An 18,825-nucleotide genomic window follows, 5' to 3' on the forward strand; every position below is an offset into this window, starting at 1 on the left:
GACTCGGGTAAACCTAGGCTCTATGGTTTACGCGCCACCCTTCCGCCCTGGTCGTTGCCAGGGAAAGCTAAAGTAGCCAAAAAAGGGAGCGCGCCAGGTCATCTTCAGGGGAAGGAACTCGGAATCTGTACGAGATGAGTATAGCGGAAGTATACCCAAAAAGAAACTGGATTTACCAAGACGGGTTCAGGTTCTGGGTCGCTCCCAGGGTTCCCAGGCGCAGCCCAGAGGACGGTTTTCTCCCACCCAGATCAAGAAGCTTGCCCGCTCCGTAGCCATCACTCTGCGACGCTGTTGCAAGCGGGGCGAGGAGAAAAGCTTCAGGGCGGTGAGGGACTTCTTTCCGCTGCCTCAGCCCGACAAGGTCGCAGCGGCGAAAGCCCCGCAAGCCCGGTGGAAATCAAGAAAGTCAGCAGAACTCTGAGCTTCTGTCCTAGGAAACAGTTTTCAGAAGGATCTAGCCCGGACGGCAGCCGCTTCCTGGATTACCTCGTCTCCAGGCTGTAGCCCACTGTGGATCTCCACCTGATCCCCATAGCGGGATCCCACCACCACGGGCGTAAACAGCGGCTTGCCCTCCACCAGCCGGTACACGCCCGTAAGGCCGAACTGTTCTACCAGGCTTGCTTGGGGCAGGAGCAGGGCTTGGCGGGTTTCTCCTGCCAACTTCAGACGGCCCAGCATGCCCGGCATTGCTCCGGGGAGCGGGGGAATCTCCACCTTCACCTCCACCGTTCTTGAGCTGGGGTCGGCGCTGGGGATGATTTGGCGGATGGTTCCCTCCACGGTTTGGTTGAGGCTGTCGATGTTGATGGGCACCGCTTGTCCCACCCGGATTTGGCCGGCCAGGGATTCGGGCAAGGCCACGGAAAACCGCAGCCGCTCGCTGCTTTCTAGCTCCACAATCGGCTGGCCCGGCCCCGCCAAAGCCCCTACCTCCACATACTTGCGGGTGACGACGCCGGCAAAGGGGGCGACCAGGGTTCCGTAGGCAAGGTTGGCTTGGGTTTGCGCCACCCCTGCCTGGGCCTGGGCCATGGCTGCCTGCACCTCAGGGATCCGGCTTTCCGCCTGGGCAAGCTGGGCCCGTGCTTGGGTCAATCCCTGTTCGGCCTGCTGGATCCCGGCCTCGAGCTGGGCCAGGCGGCCCAGGAGCACGGCTACCCGCGTATTGGCCTGATCCACCTGGGCTTGGGCCACGGCTCCTTCGGCGTGCAGCTTCTGCATCCGCTCTTGGTGCAAACGGGCCTCCTGCAGCTCCGCTTCCGCCTGCTGCTTCTGGGCTTGCACCTGGCGCAAGGCTTCTTCTGCTCCCCTCACCCCCGCCTGGGCGGCCAGAAGGCCTGCTTGGGCCTGCTGCAGTTGCGCCTCAGCCTGTTGCCGCTGGGCTTGGGCCTGTTGCTGGGCGGCTTGCACATCGCTGATATCCAGGCGGGCAATCAGGGATCCAGCCGCCACCCGCTGCCCCTCCTGAACCGGCAGCTCCACGACTCGGCCCACGATGCGGCTGCTGAGGGGGGTGCGCTCCACGGCCTCTAGGCTGCCCACCAGGATCCGCTCTTGGCTGATTTCCCGTGGCTTGACCTCCAGCGTGGTCAGTGGAGCGGCCTCGGTGGCTTCCAGGGACCCTGTCCCGCCGACGCGACCGGCAACCTCCAAAGCTGCCCCCCCTTGGCCGGGCCGGCCTTGGGATCCCAGCAGCCAGCCGCCCAGCCCCCCTAGCGAGAGGAAGAGCAGCGCCCAGCCCAGGTGGCCCCAGCTCCAGCCGGAAAACGTTTGTTGTTGCAACCTGCCGACTTGAGTTTTCATAGCGCAAGTGTCCGGCGTAACTTGAGCGTGACGAGAAAATCGGAACTTTTCTAAGGGGAGACCAAATCTCCCAATGGCTTGGAGATGGGCTCTATCAGAGAGAGCCCCACCCCCTGCAAACTGAGGCGCTCAAACCAAGGCACCGCCCACCCCCAGCGCATCTTGGCCAGGAAATAGTGCTCAAAGGCGGACTTGAGCCAACTGACCCATGGCCCTTGTACGGCCAGGGCGCGGCGGCGGCGCCCCAGCACCGGCAAGACAGGATCCGCCAAAAAGAGAATGCCCGTATCGCCGAAGTCGGCAAAGCAGATGGCTTCCAGCGTCGGGCTCACGGGTTCCCCCCGCAGGGCTCCCAGGCGCAGGGCGATATTGTGCGCCACTGCCATCCCCATCGCCTCGGTCATCTGGCCGGTTTTGGGCACTCCCACCGGCAAAGGGGTTGTCTCGGAAGGGGCTAGCTGGGTCACCACGCCCACCGCATAGAAGCTATCGAAGTCGGGATGCTGGTAGGTGGAAGTTACCGGCAGGAAACCGCGGGCGTCCGTCAGGCCGGGGACTTCCCGCAGGAACTGGGCTCCCCGGAAGGGCGGCAGCAGCATGGCGTAGGCAAAAGGGATCCGCTCCCCTTCTGCCAGCACGATTTCCCCCTCTTCGACACGGGCAATGGCAGTATTGGCCAAAACCCGGATCTGCCGCTGGGCCAGCAGCCGTTTCACCAGCTCCTCGGCCCCCGCCATGCCGCCAATCCCGAAATGGCCAGCATAGGGCTCCGGCGTGATGAAGGTGATGGGCACCTGCTCCCGCAGCCCTCTTTTTCGCAACTGCCCCTCGGCCAGCAAGACAAACTCATAGGCCGGCCCAAAACAACTGGCCCCCGGCACCGCCCCCACCACCAGCGGCCCCGGCTGGCGGAGAAACTCTGCCCACGCCTTCTGAGCTAGCAAAGCATGGTGCAGCGTGCACACCGACTGGGTAAACCCCTGTTCCGGCCCCAGACCTGGGATGGCGTCCAAGGCCAACTCCGCTCCCGTGGCCACCACCAAGTAGTCGTAGGCCAGAGGCTCCCCGTTAACCCGCAGGGTGCGCTTTGGCGGCTGCAAGTCGGTTACCGTGCCCTGGATAAATTCAATCCCCTTCCTCTCCAGCCGCTGCGGCAGCTCCACCTGAATGTCCGCCAGCCGCTTCAGGCCCAGCGCCACCCACGGCAGAGAAGGGGTAAACGTAAACTTTGGAGTATTGCTGACTACAGTTACCTGGTGGGATCCCTGCGGCAAAAGATGCCGCAGCTCGTAGGCAGTAGGCAGCCCTCCCAGCCCAGCCCCAATGACGACGACGCGAGCCATCAAAACTGCTCCCCCTCTTTTCTGAACTTGATGAAAAAAACCTGCGGCCAGAAGCCGATCCCAAGAGCGCCCTCCTTCACACCCACCAGGGCAGACTCCCCGTTCGCGGATCGACATCCAACCAGGGAGAGAGCCAGATCCACCCCTCCCGCACCTCCACCCGCACCAGTTTCAGAGGCAGCGCTGCCGGACCTCGAATCACCGAGCCATCAGCCGCATAGCGGGATCCGTGACAAGGACACTGGAACTCTTCGGCCAGCGGGTTCCATGGGAAGGTGCAGCCCAGGTGGGTACAGTTGTTCACCAGCCCTTGCTCGTCCAGCTTCCCCCCCTCCCTAACGGTGAGGTAGGTGGGCTCCCCCGCCAGACCCGCCACCAGCGCCCGCGTCCCAGGCGGCTCTGCCAAGATCTGCTCCGCCGGGATCGGGTTCCCCAGCTTGTCTTTGGCCAGGGCCGATCCATTGGCGGATCCCTCCGCCGGCGGGATGAGGTAGCGGCCCAGCGGGTAGAGCACCGAACCCGCCACCGCCGCCAGCGCCGAGCCGGTCAGGAAGTTGAGAAAACGGCGCCGCGACAGCGGCGGCTCTTCAAACGGAACCAGGGCAGCGTCCATAGAAATCAACTCCTTGGTAACCCTCTCCTATTGTTATTTTGACAAACTATATAACTATATGTCGATAAAATATGTCGATAAAAAGTGGAGAGAAGATTTGGTTCTCCTCCTTGCCTGGGGACAAGGGGTTATCGAGCAGGTTCCTCTGCTTCGGGAATGAACACGGCGTACATGCCCCGCAGGTCTCCCACCTTGAAGTCGTAGGCCCGGTCTTGGGGGTACTTGCTGACAATGAAGGCCGGTCGCGAGTCCTTGGGCCCATGACAGGCCAGGCAGCTAGCCTCGACGTTGATGCGGCGGTAGTAGCGAATGCCCCTCTGGCCAGCCAGCACTTCTCGCTCCCAAAAGCCAATGAGCTCCGGATCCCGCTGGAAACGGGCCAGGGCCATCGTGGCGTGTAGATTGTCGGGGGCGTGCTCCGGGTTACGGTACTTTTGGGCAATTTGCTTAACTTGCCAGCCATTTTCTTGGGCCAGGGCCTGCGCCTGCACCGCCACAGGGCGACAAACCGTTTGAAGGTCTCGGCATCCACCCCCGCAGGTGGGGATCCGGCCAAGCTGGCCGCCAGGCCGTGCCGCAGTTGATCCAGGTATTCTACGGACTCCACCGCTTTGGCCAGTTGGGCGGGATCCGGCTGGGCCAAGGCTGCGGCAGCGCCCCAGCCCAAGCTGCCTAAGGCCACCGCCAGCAAGAGCCATCTTCTCAGGTATGTCCACATCGTCTTGTCTCCTTCTCGAAGGGTGGATGTCAAAAAGTTTCTCTACGGGTGGGATGGCTAAGCAGCAGCTTGCTCCAGAGCCAGCTTTTTGGCAAGGCGGATTTGCTCCCCGTAGAACCAGATGGGAATGACCACCAAGGTCAAGGCGGAAGAGGTCAACATCCCCGTCAACAGCGTCCAGGCCAAGCCCGACCACACCGGGTCGGACAAGATGGGCACCGTGCCCAACATGGTGGTGATGCTGGTCAGCAAAATCGGACGAAAGCGAACGGCCCCGGCTGCCACAATGGCTTTTTCCAGGCTGACCCCCTGGGCCCGCTGATCGGCGATAAACTCCAGCAAGACGATGGCGTTGCGCACCACGATCCCCGCCAAGGCGATCACCCCAATCATGGCCGTGGCGCTGAAGTACACTCCGTTGAGGCTAAAACCCACCAGGATGCCGATGAGGGCCAGGGGAATGCTGCCCAAGATGATCAGCGGAACCTTGAAGCTGCGGAACTGGCCCACCAGGATGAGGTAAATCAACAAAATGGCTACCAACATCGCGAGGCCCAGATCCCGGAACACGTCCAGGGTCAGCTTCCATTCCCCATCCCACTGGATCCAAAAGCCCTTGGGGAGGGGATGCCGCCAGAAATAGGCTATTTGATCCAAGACTGCATAGACCGAGGAGCGGCGGGCCATCTCGCCCATTACGTAGGCCACGGGCCGCTGGTCTTTATGGAAGATGGGCTCGTCGGCCACCGTGGGCACCCACTCCACCAGCTCCGACAGGGGAACCAGGGATCCCGTCGGCGTCGGCAGTTGAATGCGGTTGAGATCCTCCAGGCTTTGCCGGGCCGACGGCTCGAGGCGGACATGGATCCCCACGGGTGTCAGCTCCCCGGGCAGTTGCAGGATGCTGACGGTGGATCCCCGCAGGGCCAAGCTCAAGGTCTGGGAGACCTCCGCCGTGGTCAGGCCGACGCGGTTGGCCCGCTCCCGATCCACCTTCAGGGTCAACTGGGGAATGGGGTTTTTCACCGAGTCGTCGATGTCCACCACGCCCTCCGTCTCGCCAAACACCTGGCGCACCTGCTTGGCCAACTGCCGCAGTTGGGCGTAGTCGGGGCCATAGATTTCTGCCAGCAGGGTAGACCGCACGGGCGGCCCAGGTGGATCTTCCACCAGCTTCACGATGGCGTTGTGCCGCTCCGCCACCGCTTGCATAGCAGGCCGTAGGCGCAGCACGATCCCTTCCGAGTCGATCCGACGGGCTTCCGGCTGGCTGAGGTGGACGCGGATGTCGGCCACATCCTCGCCCTCGCGGCGGTAGGATCCCCGCAGCAGGCCGTTGAAGTCCACCGGCGCCCCCGTACCGACGTAGGTTTCAAAGCTAAACACCTCGGCATCCTGCTTGAGCACCTCCTCCAGCTCGCGGGCTACAGCGTCGGTAGCGGCCAGCTCCGTCCCCCGCGGCATATCCAACTGCACTAGGAAGGTGTCCTTGTCCGCCTTGGGCAGCATGCGAAACTTTACCACCTGGGTCAGGGGCAGGAGAAAGCTGGCCAAGAACAGGCCAGTGACCACCCCAATCAGCAGACGCCGCCGGAAGGCCGACTCCAGCAGCGGCTGCATCAGGCGGCGGTAGAGCCGATACAGGCGCGTTTCTTCCAGAGCGAGCTGGGGTGGAGAGGCCTCGGTGGAGGGCTTGAGGCGAATCCAGCGGGCCGCCAGAAAGGGGGTAACCGTCAGGGCCAGCGTTGTGCTGATGATCATCGCCACCGGCACATTAAAGGGGATCGGCCCCATGTAGGGCCCCATCATCCCCGTGACAAAGCGCATGGGCAGGAAGGCCAAAATGACCGTGATGGTGGAGAGAATAACCGGCACACCCAATTCCTCCACCGCGGCAATCGCCTCCTCCACCTTCTCGCGAAAGTTCATGCCGGGGCGCAGCTCAAAGCGACGGTGGATATTCTCTGTAACGGCGATGGCGTCGTCCACCAAGGTGCCCAGGGCCAGGATCAGGGCAAAGAGGGTGATGCGGTTAATGGTTTGGCCGGCAACCCAGCCCACGCCCAGCGTGCCGGCCAAAGTTAACGGGATTACAAAAGCCACAATGGCCGCCTCCCGCCAGCCCAGGAAGATCAACAACAGGCCCACCACAATGCCGATGGCCTGGAAGAGGCTGTTGTAGAGGTTCCCAACCGCTTTTGAGGCCGTCCGCCCGTCGTTGCGGGTGACGGCAACCTGGATCCCGGGAGGCAACTGCGGCCGCAACTCTTCCAGCCGCCGAAAAATGGCCTTGGCTACGGTGACCGCGTTGGTTCCCGGCTTCTTGGCAATGCCGATGGTGACCGCCGGCTGGGTGATCCACTCTCCCGTCGAGCGGCGGCGCGGATCCGGATAGGGATCCGTGATGGGCTCGTCGCTGCGGAAGTGGATGCGGGTCAGGGAGGTGCGCTCGGCAAACTCATCCCGCACGCTGGCTACATCTCTGAGATAGACCTCCGGCTTGATCTGAATAGCGGCCACGTCCTCAGCCGAAGCCAGCCGCTGTCCCCCCTCCAGGCGGATCTGCTGGGATCCCACCTCCACTTCTCCCGCCGGCAGTTGCAAGTTTTCGGCGGCAATCTGTTGGGCCACCTGGGTCGGGGAAAGACCATAGCTGGCCAGCCGCTCCGGATCCAAATCCACCCGGATGGTGCGGGGATGCCCCCCCACCAGCGTCAGGTGGGCCGTGTTGGGAAGGCTGCGCAGATCCTCCAGCAGCCGCTCTCCCACCCGCCGTAGCTGATCGTCGCTGTAGTCGGCCCCTGTCAAGGTGAGGGTAACGATGGGAACATCGTCAATGATGACCGGCTGCACCTGATAGCTGGCGCCAGGGGGGAATAGCTCCGGGTGGCTAAACAGATGGTTTTGCAGCTTGAACAGGCTGTCTTCCCAGTTTTCCCCCACCTCATACTGCACCGTGATCAAGCCGCCAGAGGCCTGGGCCACCGAGTAGATGTGGTCGATCCCCGTCAGCTCCCGTAGCTTCGCTTCCACAGGGGTGATCAGCGTCTTCTCCACGACCTCGGCACTGGCCCCCGGATACCGCAAAACTACATCCGCTGCCGGGACGACAATTTGCGGGTTTTCTTCCTTGGGGGTCAAGGTCGCCGCCAGCAGGCCAAAGATGGCCAGACCCACAATAATCAAGGAAGTAAGCTGGGCGTTGTTGATAAAGTAAGCGGTAACCTGCCCCACCCCTTGGTGCGGCTTCTCCAGCTCTGACATGGGAAAAATCCAGATTGGTTCATGCTTATACTACCATATAGCTATACTTTTATGCATCCATAGCTGCTCTTGCCCGTCTTCCGAAGCCGTCACCTGAGGTAGGCCCAGCAAAGGACGAACTGCTAATCGTGGCTGGGTCTAGGGGGGGATCCTGGCTTGGCAATCCAGTAGCCGCACTGGTGTTCTCCGTTTACTTGCCAGGTGAGGCGCTCTACCCGACAATCGGGCAGGGCGGCGGCAAACATCTCCAGCTCGTGGCCGCAGATGCTGGGAAAGCGCTGGGCAATCTGGGCGATGGCGCAGTGGTGCTCCACGAAAACATATTGCTCGACAATCGGGGCAGCCAGGTCGGCAGGATAGGGGTAGTACTCCGCCATGTAGCCCTCCGCCTGGCGCAACTGCACCAAGCGCTCCAGCCGCTCGGTCAGGGATCCAGAGCCTATCTTGGCTCGGTACTCCTGGGCTTTGCGCTGCCACTGCTGCTGGAGTAAGGATCCCATCTGTTCCGCTCCCAGAGTTTCAGCCAGCGTGTTGAGCAGGCCAAGGGCAAACTGGTCGTAGCTGGCAGGGAATTGCGCTTCCCCCTGGGGGCTAAGCTGATAGAGGTGTTGGGGGCGGCCCAGGCCACTGGGCTGTGCGACATGGTGGATCAGTCCCTCCGCCTCCAGATCCTTGAGGTGGCGGCGAGTTGCTTGGGGAGAAATGCCCAGGTGCTCTGCCAAAGCCTGGGCGGTGGCCTGCCCCGCCTTGCGCAGGTAGATCAAAATGGCCTGCTTGCTGGAAAGGGGTTGCGTAAACGGACCGCTGATCTTCCGCGCGCTCTCCACCCTCGCCCTCCTAGTTGGACTGGGTTTACTCAGCTGCCGCTGCCAGCCCCGCTCTCTACTACTTTGACAACGGGATCATTCCTAAAGTAACCTGAGGATTAGCTAAGCAACAACCATGTTGTTTTAATTGGCCACCTGTTTTGCCCCTGTCCCTAACCGAGAGCTATCCATGTCTACGAGCGTCCGCACCCTGGTTAGCCAGCCTTACAAGTACGGCTTTGTTACCGACATCCCTTCTGAGTCCATCGGCAAAGGCTTAAACGAGGACATCATTCGGCAAATTTGGGCCAAGAAGGGAGAGCCGGACTTTATGCTGGAGTTTCGGCTGCGGGCCTACCGCCAGTGGCTGAAGATGAGCGAGCCCACCTGGCCAAACGTCACCTACCCACCCATTGACTACCAGAACATCGTCTACTACTCTGCTCCCAAGGTAAAGGAGAAGAAAAAGAGCCTCGACGAAGTGGATCCCGTGCTGCTGGAAACCTTTGAGAAGCTGGGGATCCCTTTGTCGGAACAAAAGCGGCTGGCTAATGTTGCAGTAGACGCCATTTTCGACAGTGTCTCAGTGGCCACCACCTTCCGGGAGAAGTTGGCCAAGGAAGGGATCATTTTCTGCTCCATGTCGGAGGCGCTGCGGGAGTATCCTGACTTGGTGCGCAAGTACCTGGGCACGGTGGTACCTATTACCGACAACTACTACGCGGCGCTGAACTCGGCAGTGTTTAGCGATGGCTCCTTTGTCTATGTGCCCAAAGGGGTGCGCTGCCCAATGGAGCTTTCCACCTATTTCCGCATCAACAACGGCGAGCTGGGCCAGTTCGAGCGCACCCTAATCATTGCTGACGAGGGATCCTACGTCAGCTACCTAGAAGGCTGCACGGCTCCCATGTTCGACACCAACCAACTGCACGCAGCGGTGGTGGAGCTGATTGCCCTAGACAATGCCGAGATCAAGTACTCGACGGTGCAGAACTGGTATGCCGGCGACGAAAACGGCAAGGGCGGCATCTACAACTTCGTGACCAAACGCGGCCTCTGTCAGGGGGCCAACTCCAAGATCTCCTGGACGCAGGTGGAGACCGGCTCTGCCATCACCTGGAAATATCCCAGTTGTGTGTTGGTAGGGGAAAACTCGGTGGGCGAGTTCTACTCAGTGGCCCTGACCAACCACTACCAGCAGGCCGACACGGGCACCAAGATGATCCACATAGGCCGCAACACCCGCAGCAAGATCATCTCCAAAGGCATCTCGGCAGGGCACTCTAGAAACAGCTATCGTGGCCTGGTAAAAATTGGGCCAAAAGCAGAGGGCGCCCGCAACTTTTCCCAGTGCGATTCTCTCTTGATTGGGGATCATTGCAGTGCCAACACCTTCCCCTACATTGAGGTGCAAAACAACACTGCCAAGGTAGAGCACGAAGCTTCCACTTCCAAGATTGGAGAAGAGCAACTGTTCTACTTCCAATCGCGCGGCATTTCTGTAGAAGACGCCGTCTCCATGATCATCAGCGGCTTCTGCCGCGAGGTGTTCAACCAATTGCCGATGGAGTTTGCCGTCGAGGCGGATCGGCTGCTGAGCCTGAAGCTGGAGGGATCCGTTGGCTAGATCCCCGACGAGTACAATTGGGGGCAAGCCTGCCCACCCATACTTCGACCCAAGAGTAACTGCTGACATGATCCGGGAAAACAGCCCTGTCATCTTATCTGTCCGCGATCTCAGGGCTGAGATCGACGGCACCCCTATCCTCAAGGGGGTGAACCTGGAGATCCGGGCCGGTGAAATTCACGCCCTCATGGGTCCAAATGGCTCCGGGAAAAGCACCTTCTCCAAGATCTTGGCCGGCCACCCGGACTACCGGGTAACAGGAGGTGAGATTCTCTATCTAGGCAAGAACCTCTTGGAAATGGAGCCGGAGGAGCGGGCCTGGGCTGGGATCTTTTTGGCCTTTCAATACCCCATCGAGATTCCCGGAGTGAGCAACTTGGACTTCTTGCGCGCTGCCTACAACGCCCGGCAAAAATATCGGGATCAGCCGGAAATGGATCCCCTTGAGTTTGATGACTTCGTGCGCCAAAAGCTGGGTCTGGTCAAAATGGATCCGGCTTTTTTGGAGCGCTCCGTCAACGAAGGGTTTTCTGGCGGTGAGAAAAAGCGCAACGAGATCCTGCAGATGGCCGTGCTGGAACCCACGCTGGCTATTTTGGACGAGACGGATTCTGGCCTGGATATCGACGCGCTGCGCATCGTTGCCCAGGGCATTAACCAACTGGCTGGTCCTGAGAAGGCTATGCTCCTCATTACCCACTACCAGCGCCTGCTGGAGTACGTGACCCCTGACTATGTGCATGTGATGGAAGGGGGGCGCATTCTCCTTAGCGGCGATAAGACCTTGGCGCTGGAGCTGGAGAAGCGGGGCTACGACTGGCTCAAGGAGGAGGTGGGATGAGCGCTGCGGTGCCCAAGTCCTCGGTTCGAGATGGGGGCGCTGAGCGCTTTGGCCGTTCCTTTCTAGAGCACATCCTCCGCCAAATTCCGGAGGTGGAGGATCCCCATACCCCTCTGAGACAGCAGGCCCGCGCCCAACTGGCGGAACTGGGGATCCCCACCCCCCGCGAGGAAGACTGGAAATACAGCGACCTCTCGCCGCTAGTGGCCCACACCTTTCGCCTAGCCGGCCCTGGACAGGCAACGCTAGAGAAGGCCGTGCTGGAGCCCTGGCTGTGGCCGGAGAGCCGTCACAGCTATGTGGTGTTCGTCAACGGCTACTTTGCTCCCCACCTTTCTGACTTGAGCGGCCTGCCCTCAGCCCTGCGAATTACTCCCCTGAGCCAGTCGGCCCCTGGATGGTTGCAAACCATCGCCAAGGTCGACGTCTTCAGCGCCCTCAACGCCGCCCATCTGGCTGAGGGGATCCAGATTGAGCTGCCGCCCCAGCAGGAGGTTTTGCCGCCCTTGCACCTGCTCTGGGTCACTCTGGCCCCAGAGGGAGAGGCGGTTTTGGCCCAGCCCCGCTGCCTGGTAACTTTGCAGGCTAACACTGCCCTCACCCTCATTGAGGATCACGTCTCGGTGGGGGCAGGGATTCCCTTTGGCAACGCCGTTACCGAGATTGCCCTGGCCGAAGGAGCCCGCCTGCACCATGTAATCTTCCAGCGGCAGGGATCCCAGGCTTTTCACATCAGCCAAACTGCTGTGCGCCAGGGTCGCCACAGCCACTACCGGCTGCAGGCCCTGCAGTGGGGATCCCAGTTTTCCCGCCACAACCTGGAGATTGCCCAGGTGGAGCCCCAGGCCCACACCCAACTGCAGGGGCTGACCCTGCTGAAGGGATCCCAGCACAGTGACACCCACTCCCGCTTGAGGCACCAAGCCCCCCAGGGTAGCAGCCGCCAACTGCACAAGTGCATTGTCGACGAGACAGCCCGTGCGGTCTTTAGCGGGCGCATTCTCGTCAGTCGAGAAGCCCAACTAACCGACGCAGCCCAAACCAACCGCAACTTACTCCTAAGCCCCAAAGCGCGGGTGGATACCCGGCCCCAACTGGAGATCTTTGCCGACAACGTCAAATGCACCCACGGAGCCACCGTGGGCCAACTGGAGGCCGAGGAGATCTTCTACCTGCAAAGCCGCGGCATCCCCCTAGCCCAAGCCCGCCAACTGCTCACCTACGCCTTTGCAGCCGAAATCCTCGAGGGGATCCCTGTGGCTCAGCTTCCCTCTCTGGTAGCCCAGCAGTTGGGGCCTGGCTAAATTGCCTTCCCATTGACAGCTAACCGTTGCAAAAGGAGGGGCCGTAGCCCATAGCCGCGGCCACGGGTCTCTGCCCTGCCTATGGTGGAACGGTCTGTGGCTGACGGCAGGGGGCCTTCCTGAGCCATTTGGGCAAAATCAATCCCATCTCTCTGCTGCTGAAGTTCCAGAAGCCAGGCTAGATTAAGCACTTCTTGCACCCCTCTTTATCCAGAGGCAGAACATCCATTGAATGCCCCCTTGAGAAGAGCCTTTCTCCCCTAGAGTGAAATACGACCCGGAACGGAGTCGCAAACTTTTGCTTGCAGAAGTACGTCAGGAGGTTATGATCTCTTAGAGAGGGCTGTAGGGTATTAGAAAATGTCGGATATACCACCACAACCTCTAACCGGGAAGGCTCTATTGCAGAAGATAGAGGCTTTGGGGCACCTGCCTCGCCGGGAAACGGCAAAGCGCTGTGGCTACGTAACCGTGACCAAGAACAACAAGCTCCGCGTCAACTTAAATGCTTTTTATGATGCGGTGCTGGCGGCAAAAGGTCTGAGCCTCGGCCCCAGCTCTAGCCGGGAAAAGCGCGGTCGCGAGCCCTCCTTTCGCGTCAGCGTGCACAAAAATGGGCAGATCATCATCGGGTCTGCCTACACCAAACAGATGAATCTCAAGCCTGGCGATGAGTTCGAGATCCAGCTGGGCTATAAGCACATTCACCTCAAGCAGGTGTTAAACGGCCAGGTCATGGAGGACGCAACCTCAGAAGAAGCTCCCCCCAAAAAGACGCGGGGCTCCCGGAAAAAAGCGGCAGGAGGTTGAAGGCCTTCTCAAGAGAGGGGATCCAGTGGAGCAGCAGTGCCTCTTTAGCCTTCCCTATGATGGGATCCAAAGCATAGGTTTACCGAAGGTGCTGATCCCCTAGACTGAGGATCCCTATGCAGCAGACCGTTCAACCTCCCCTCCAGTTTCTGCCGCCGCGATTGACGCCGTGGGTAGTTCGTTTTGTGCAAACAGGCTTGCCTTTTTGGTTGCGCTGGGCCAAAGGGATCCCGCGCGTTGAGGTGGATGGGGGCGAGCGGTTGGCTCAGCTTTATCAGCAATTTGAGGCGGGCAAGATTCGCCTGTTGGTAGCCTTTCGCCACCCCACTCTCGACGATCCCCCCTGCCTGCTGTACTTGTTTTCCCATCTTCTGCCGCAGCTGGCCCGACAGCAGGGGATCCGCCTCCAGCGGCGGCCCCACGTCCTGTTTGTCTACGACCGCGGCCTGCCGCTATGGCTGGGGGCCATTGCCAGTTGGGGCTTGCCCCGGCTGGGTGGGATCCCGATTTTGCGGGGCCGTCTGGATCGGGCGGGGCTGAAGAGCTCTCGCGAGCAGCTGGTCTCGGGCCCCTATCCGTTGGCAGTAGCACCCGAGGGGACAATCAACGGCATGAGTGGGCTGCTTAACCCGCTGGAGCCGGGGGTAGCCCAGTTGAGCTTTTGGGCCGTGGAAGATCTGCTCAAGGCGGGGCGGCCCGAGGAAGTGCTGATCCTACCGGTGGGCCTCCGCTACTACTACTTGAAGGATCCCCGGGCAGCCCTCGATAGGTTACTCCGCCGCATGGAGGCCGATTGCCAGCTGCCGACCAGGCGCTCCGCCCATGTTGGCCAAGGCTTTCTCATGGCCCGCTTGCTCCGCCTGGCTGAACATCTCATTCAGATTATGGAGGGCTTTTACGAGCGCTTCTATGCCCCTACTTTGCCTACTGCAATTCGGATCAAGCGGAGAGAGGGAGGGGATCTGCGGGCACGTCTACAAAGCTTATCGGATCTGGCTCTGCGCGTGGCTGAGCAGCGCTTTGGCCTACAGCCGCAGGGAGACTTCATCGAGCGGCGGCATCGCCTCGAACAGGCAGGCTGGTCCTGGATTTACCGGGAAGATATTTCCAATATTGCTACCCTCTCAGCTGTAGAGAAGGGGCTGGCCAATCGCATTGCCTCTGAAGCCACTTTCCACCTCTGGCACATGCGCTTGGTGGAAACCCTGATGGTGTTTGCTGTCCGTCCCCTACCTGAGCGGCCTAGCCTGGAGGAGCTGGCTGAAACCGCCCTGCGACTGTGGCACCTACTGGCTTGGATCAAAGGCCAGAATCCCCTGAGTGCTCCTCCCCCTCAGCTGGGACCGCGATTAGCCCGTTTCCGCATTGGAGATCCCCTCTCAGTTTCAGAGCGCTGGTCCACCTACCAGGCCAACCGCCGGCAAGCTATCCAAGCTCTGACGCAGGAGCTGCAGGCGGCCATGGAGCGACTCCTGCCCTCCCCTACGGCTGTTCCCGCTGGCTGACTCAGGGTTGCGCCGCGAACGGGGTCTGCCAGCCCCTCCCCCTTAGCCCAGCTTCCCCTACTAGGACAGAAGGTTTTTTTGCAGCATTTTGGGCCCGCAAGACGAATCTTTGCATTACCTGACAGGAAAGTGAAGGAAAAGGGAAGCTCCCGGCACTTGCGGTAGAAAGGGAGCAAGGGATATCAGGCAGGCTGGCCTTCACCTATGTCTGAGGAGCTGCTCCGCGCCATTCGCAAACGCGATCTTGAGGCCGCTACGTTAGCTGTGCAGCAGCTGCGTTCTCAACGTCTTAGCGAGGCGGCGATTACCTCAATAGTGATGGTGGCCGTGGAGCGGTTAGCTTGGGATGAGGGTGATCGGGCTGCCGCTAGGTGGTTGCTGCGTCGCTGCGCTCGACGGCGCTGACAGGGATCCCCTCCCCTTCTAGGGGGGCTATCCCTGGCTCTGTTTCCAAGGTGCCGATGGTGGCCTCTGAGCTCTGCTGATGTGGTTAGGGTCTCGGCCAGTTTCACTAGTTTTCGCTGGGGTTGTCGGGTTTCTTGTTGGATCTTCCTCGAGGAACATCAACCTCCGAAGACGAGCTGAGCGGTAGTCGGAGAGGCCCATGCTTCTTTGCTGCCCAAGCCAGACTTCTGGTAAAGCAGAGACGCGCTGGGAGCGAAGCCGAAGTCATGGGCGTCTTTAAAAACCCAGGCCGTCTGCTCCTGAAGTCACCGTGCCTTTTTCTGGGTCTAGGGTAACGATGGCCCCATCGCGGATAAGGCGTGTGGCATCTTTAACCCCCACCAGCACGGGCACTCCCAGTCGCAGAGCAATGACAGCTGCATGGGAGGAGACGCCGTCCTCTTCAGTAATGACTCCAGCCGCCTGCTTGATTGCCTCTACATAGCTGGCATCGGTGGTACGGGCAACCAGGATGTCGCCGGGGGTAATCTTGCTGGCATCGAGGCTGGAGCGAAGGATACGGGCTGGGCCACTGACAGTGCCTTTGCCAAATCCTCTGCCTCTAGCTACCACCGCCTTCACCACCTCTACCTTGATGAGGTCAGTGGAACCAGAGATGCCCGGTAGGGTGCCGGCACTGAGCACCACCAAGTCCCCATCCTTGAGCAGGCCTTCTTCCTGGGCTTGGCTAATGGCAGCTTGAAGGGTCTGGCGGGTGGTAGGCAAGTCCAGAACCAACAGGGGCCGTACCCCCCACACCAACTGCAGTCGCCGCGCCACCTCCACATGGGGTGTTACGGCCAGAATGGGGGTACGCGGGCGAAACCGCGAGACATTGCGAGCGGTAGCCCCTGTTTTGGTTAGGGTCATCACGGCCACCGCCTCCAGCTCTTCGGCAATCTCCCCCACAGCGCGGCTAATGGAATCGGCTATGAGAGTTTTGGGACGCAGCGAGTTATCCTCGGCAAAGCTGCCCCTACTTTGGCTCAACTCTTGCTGGGCAAGAGCACGTAGGTGTTGGCGGCGATCGGCGTAGAGGGGGCTGAAGTAGTCCTGTTCGATGCGCAGGGCAATGCGGGCCATGGTGGCCACCGCCTCAACAGGATATTTGCCCACCGCCGTTTCATTGGAGAGCATAACGGCATCGGTGCCGTCCAAGATGGCGTTGGCTACATCCGAAATCTCGGCCCGGGTGGGGCGGGGGTTGTGGGCCATGCTGTCCAGCATTTGGGTAGCAGTAATCACCGGGATCCCCAGGCAGTTGGCCATGGCAATGATCCGCTTCTGCAAAAGCGGCACTTCTTCCGCTGGCAGCTCCACGCCCAGATCCCCCCGCGCCACCATCACCCCGTCGCTAAGAGCCAGGATCTGGGGCAGTTGCTGGATGGCCTCGTGTTTTTCAATCTTGACGATGATGGGAACCCGCTTGCCGACGGCAGCCATCAGCTCCCGCACCTCCAGCACATCCGAGGGATCCCGCACAAAGCTGAGGGCCACCCAGTCCACTCCTTGGTTGAGGCCGAAATAGAGGTCTTCTTTGTCCTTTTCGGTAACGGCGCCAATGCTAAGGCGCACCCCAGGGAAATTTACTCCCTTGTGGTCGGAGAGGGTGCCGCCAACAATGGTGCGGCAAAAGAGCTCCCCCGCTGCCGGATCCACCGCCTCCACGCGCATCTCCACGCGACCGTCATCGAGAAGGATGGTTGCTCCTTCCGGCACCTCTTGGGCCAGCTTGTCGTAGGTGACCCAACTGCGCTCCTGGGATCCCAAAACGGGCTTACTGGTTAACACGAAGGGATCCCCGCTCTTGAGGGTAATCGAGCCTCCAGCAAACTTGCCCAGGCGGATTTTGGGCCCCTGCAGGTCCTGTAAAATGGCGACCTGGATGCCCAGGTCCATAGCGGTTTGGCGGATGAGGCGGATGTTGCGGCGGTGGAGCTCGTGATCCCCATGGGAAAAGTTAAGGCGAAGGGTGGTTGCCCCCTGCAGGATCATTTCCCTAAGAATGGCTGGATCGGAGCTGGCGGGGCCAAGGGTGGCAACAATTTTGGTGCGTCGAAAAGACTCGCTCAAGTGCATGGCAATCTTTCCCGGGGAGACCAAACCCAACTGCTCCCCCACGCAGGGATCCCCTTGATACGATAACCCGTAGTGTCTTTTTTGAGACCTTGCTTTCTGGGATTCCCAGTCAAGGAAAGTGGGCCAAGCACAGCCTCGAGTTTGGGTTGGGAGTGGAGCCATGCCGGTAGCTTCTGAATACGCCTTTCCTTTCGAGCACCACCAAAAGTTTTCCCTGGATAACCCCACTATCTCCAGCCCCGGCGTCTCCAAACGGGAATACGTGGCCAGCAGGCTACTGCAAGGTATCCTAAGCAACTCCCAGACCCCCGTTGGCAACTTGTCTCCTGAGCAGCGCCAGGCCCTAGTCTATACGGCAGTGTTGTTGGCCGACGAGCTGCTGGCTGCCCTTGGTGCCCAGTAAGGCTCAGGCCTGACTTAGCCACAGCCCGCTAAACCCAAGCGTAAGCAGCGTCAGGGGCAGACCAAAGCGCAGGTGTTCCCCGAAGGTTAACACATACCCCTTCCTGGCTGCGGCCTCAACGGTAATTAAATTGGCCACTGCCCCAAACAAGGTCAAGTTGCCCGCTAGGGTGGAGCCGGCAGCTAGGAGTAGCCAGGCAGTCGTCCCCTGCAGCGGGAGCAGCGACTGCAGCAGCAGCACTGCCGGCACGTTGGAGATGAGGTTGGACAGGAGGGCAACAGCGGCCAGCAGCGCCAACGGGGATCCCGCCACCTGCTCCGCCCAGGGCCCTAGGCTGGGTCCCCAGCCGGCCAGCAGCTCTCGGGTTGCCCGCGTCAGGATAAACAGCCCAGAGAACATCACCAACAGATTCCAGTCCACCTGCCCCAAAAACCGCTCCGGCTTCAGCCGGCGGGTAATCAGCAAGAGGGCTGCCGCCAGCAGGGCCGACTCGGCTAGGGGCAAGCCGGCCACAAAAGCCCCAAACAGCCCCGCTGTAATGGCTACGCTCTTGCGCAACAGGGGTGGGTAGAGGCGCAGCGGCGTCCAAGGCGCCTGATGGATGAAGGGCTGCAGCGAGCGTACCTCGGGGTAGTAGAGCCACAGCAGCCCCACCTCCAGCAGCAGCCCCACCACGGCAATCGGGGTCATCTGGGCGGCAAACTCCAGGTAGCCAATTCCGGAGAAGGAGCCGATGAGAATGTTCTGCGGGTTGCCGCTCAGGGTGGCTACAGACCCTAGGTTGGTGGCTGCCGCCAAGCCCAAGAGATAGGGAATGGGGTTCAGCCCCAGCACAGTGGTTACCTGCAGCGTGAGGGGGGTAAACACCAGCGCCAGGGTATCGTTGAGGAGAAAGGCCGAGAGCAGCCCACTGCCAAACACCAGCATGAGCAAAAGCCCAAAGGGGCTGCGGCTAACCCGAATTAGGCCCAGCAAAGCCAACTGGAAGGCGCCGCCCTGGGACAAGCTGGCGTTCACCACCATCATGCTGAGGAGAAAGACAATTGTGGTTGGGTCGATGGCTGCCCAGGCCTGCGGCAGCGGCACCGTTCCTAGGGCAATGAGTAAAGCGGATCCCACCAGGGCAATCGTGGCCCGGTTCATGCGCAGCCGGGGCAGGGATCCCAGCCCCAGCCCGATATAGCTCAGGATCACCACCCCCCAAGAGAGTGCCTGTTGCACCTGCCAGCCTCTTAGCCCTCCCTAGAACTCGTAGCCAA

Annotated in this window: 15 protein-coding genes; 7 read left to right on the top strand and 8 right to left on the bottom strand. The window is 60.7% G+C overall.

Going from position 1 to position 18,825, the window contains the following annotated elements:
- Positions 1-447: 447 nt before the first annotated feature.
- From NW830_RS02740 to sufR, 6 genes are all read right to left on the bottom strand, one after another.
- Positions 448-1,809, bottom strand: coding sequence for an efflux RND transporter periplasmic adaptor subunit (locus NW830_RS02740; RefSeq protein ID WP_414359200.1), 1,362 nt, complete (start codon positions 1,807-1,809; stop codon positions 448-450).
- Between the two features lie 50 nt (positions 1,810-1,859).
- Positions 1,860-3,152, bottom strand: coding sequence for an NAD(P)/FAD-dependent oxidoreductase (locus NW830_RS02745; RefSeq protein ID WP_414359198.1), 1,293 nt, complete (start codon positions 3,150-3,152; stop codon positions 1,860-1,862).
- Positions 3,153-3,228: 76 nt separating this feature from the next.
- Entirely contained in the window at positions 3,229-3,765 is a 537-nt protein-coding gene (gene petC / locus NW830_RS02750) for a cytochrome b6-f complex iron-sulfur subunit (RefSeq protein ID WP_414359196.1), read from the bottom strand.
- Between the two features lie 128 nt (positions 3,766-3,893).
- A complete protein-coding gene (locus NW830_RS02755; protein WP_414359195.1) occupies positions 3,894-4,262 on the bottom strand; it encodes a DUF3365 domain-containing protein in 369 nt (122 codons plus the stop codon).
- Between the two features lie 278 nt (positions 4,263-4,540).
- On the bottom strand, positions 4,541-7,747 hold the full coding sequence (locus NW830_RS02760) for an efflux RND transporter permease subunit (protein WP_414359193.1): 3,207 nt from the start codon (positions 7,745-7,747) through the stop codon (positions 4,541-4,543).
- 122 nt (positions 7,748-7,869) lie between these two features.
- On the bottom strand, positions 7,870-8,574 hold the full coding sequence (gene sufR, locus NW830_RS02765) for an iron-sulfur cluster biosynthesis transcriptional regulator SufR (RefSeq protein ID WP_414359192.1): 705 nt from the start codon (positions 8,572-8,574) through the stop codon (positions 7,870-7,872).
- Positions 8,575-8,743: 169 nt separating this feature from the next.
- Here sufR and sufB point away from each other — a divergent pair, with 169 nt between their 5' ends.
- The 6 genes from sufB (at position 8,744) to NW830_RS02795 (ending at position 15,045) form a co-directional block, all read left to right on the top strand.
- On the top strand, positions 8,744-10,180 hold the full coding sequence (gene sufB / locus NW830_RS02770) for a Fe-S cluster assembly protein SufB (RefSeq protein WP_414359191.1): 1,437 nt from the start codon (positions 8,744-8,746) through the stop codon (positions 10,178-10,180).
- A 67-nt stretch (positions 10,181-10,247) separates the two neighbouring features.
- Positions 10,248-11,021 carry a Fe-S cluster assembly ATPase SufC gene (gene sufC, locus NW830_RS02775; RefSeq protein ID WP_414359190.1) on the top strand — a complete coding sequence of 258 codons (774 nt, stop codon included), beginning with the start codon at positions 10,248-10,250 and terminating at the stop codon, positions 11,019-11,021.
- Positions 11,018-12,325 carry a Fe-S cluster assembly protein SufD gene (sufD, locus tag NW830_RS02780; protein WP_414359188.1) on the top strand — a complete coding sequence of 436 codons (1,308 nt, stop codon included), beginning with the start codon at positions 11,018-11,020 and terminating at the stop codon, positions 12,323-12,325. Before sufC ends, sufD begins: the two co-directional genes overlap by 4 nt.
- 360 nt (positions 12,326-12,685) lie before the next feature.
- Positions 12,686-13,135, top strand: coding sequence for an AbrB family transcriptional regulator (locus tag NW830_RS02785; protein WP_414359186.1), 450 nt, complete (start codon positions 12,686-12,688; stop codon positions 13,133-13,135).
- A 116-nt stretch (positions 13,136-13,251) separates the two neighbouring features.
- Positions 13,252-14,640 (top strand): 1-acyl-sn-glycerol-3-phosphate acyltransferase, encoded by a 1,389-nt coding sequence (locus NW830_RS02790; RefSeq protein WP_414359185.1) that lies wholly within the window; start codon positions 13,252-13,254, stop codon positions 14,638-14,640.
- 204 nt (positions 14,641-14,844) lie between these two features.
- Positions 14,845-15,045 (top strand): hypothetical protein, encoded by a 201-nt coding sequence (locus NW830_RS02795; RefSeq protein ID WP_414359183.1) that lies wholly within the window; start codon positions 14,845-14,847, stop codon positions 15,043-15,045.
- Positions 15,046-15,321: 276 nt separating this feature from the next.
- On the opposite strand, the gene pyk is transcribed toward NW830_RS02795, so the two are convergent.
- Positions 15,322-17,163, bottom strand: coding sequence for a pyruvate kinase (gene pyk / locus NW830_RS02800; protein WP_414360019.1), 1,842 nt, complete (start codon positions 17,161-17,163; stop codon positions 15,322-15,324).
- A gap of 160 nt (positions 17,164-17,323) precedes the next feature.
- Between pyk and NW830_RS02805 the strand changes: the two genes are divergently transcribed.
- Complete coding sequence (locus NW830_RS02805) at positions 17,324-17,566, top strand: hypothetical protein (RefSeq protein WP_414359182.1); 243 nt, start codon at positions 17,324-17,326, stop codon at positions 17,564-17,566.
- 3 nt (positions 17,567-17,569) lie between these two features.
- On the opposite strand, the gene NW830_RS02810 is transcribed toward NW830_RS02805, so the two are convergent.
- Positions 17,570-18,787, bottom strand: a complete 1,218-nt coding sequence (locus tag NW830_RS02810; protein WP_414359180.1) for an anion transporter — start codon at positions 18,785-18,787, stop codon at positions 17,570-17,572.
- Positions 18,788-18,825 lie beyond the last annotated feature (38 nt).

Source organism: Synechococcus sp. OH30 (genome assembly GCF_047462175.1).
GTDB lineage: Bacteria > Cyanobacteriota > Cyanobacteriia > Thermostichales > Thermostichaceae > Thermostichus.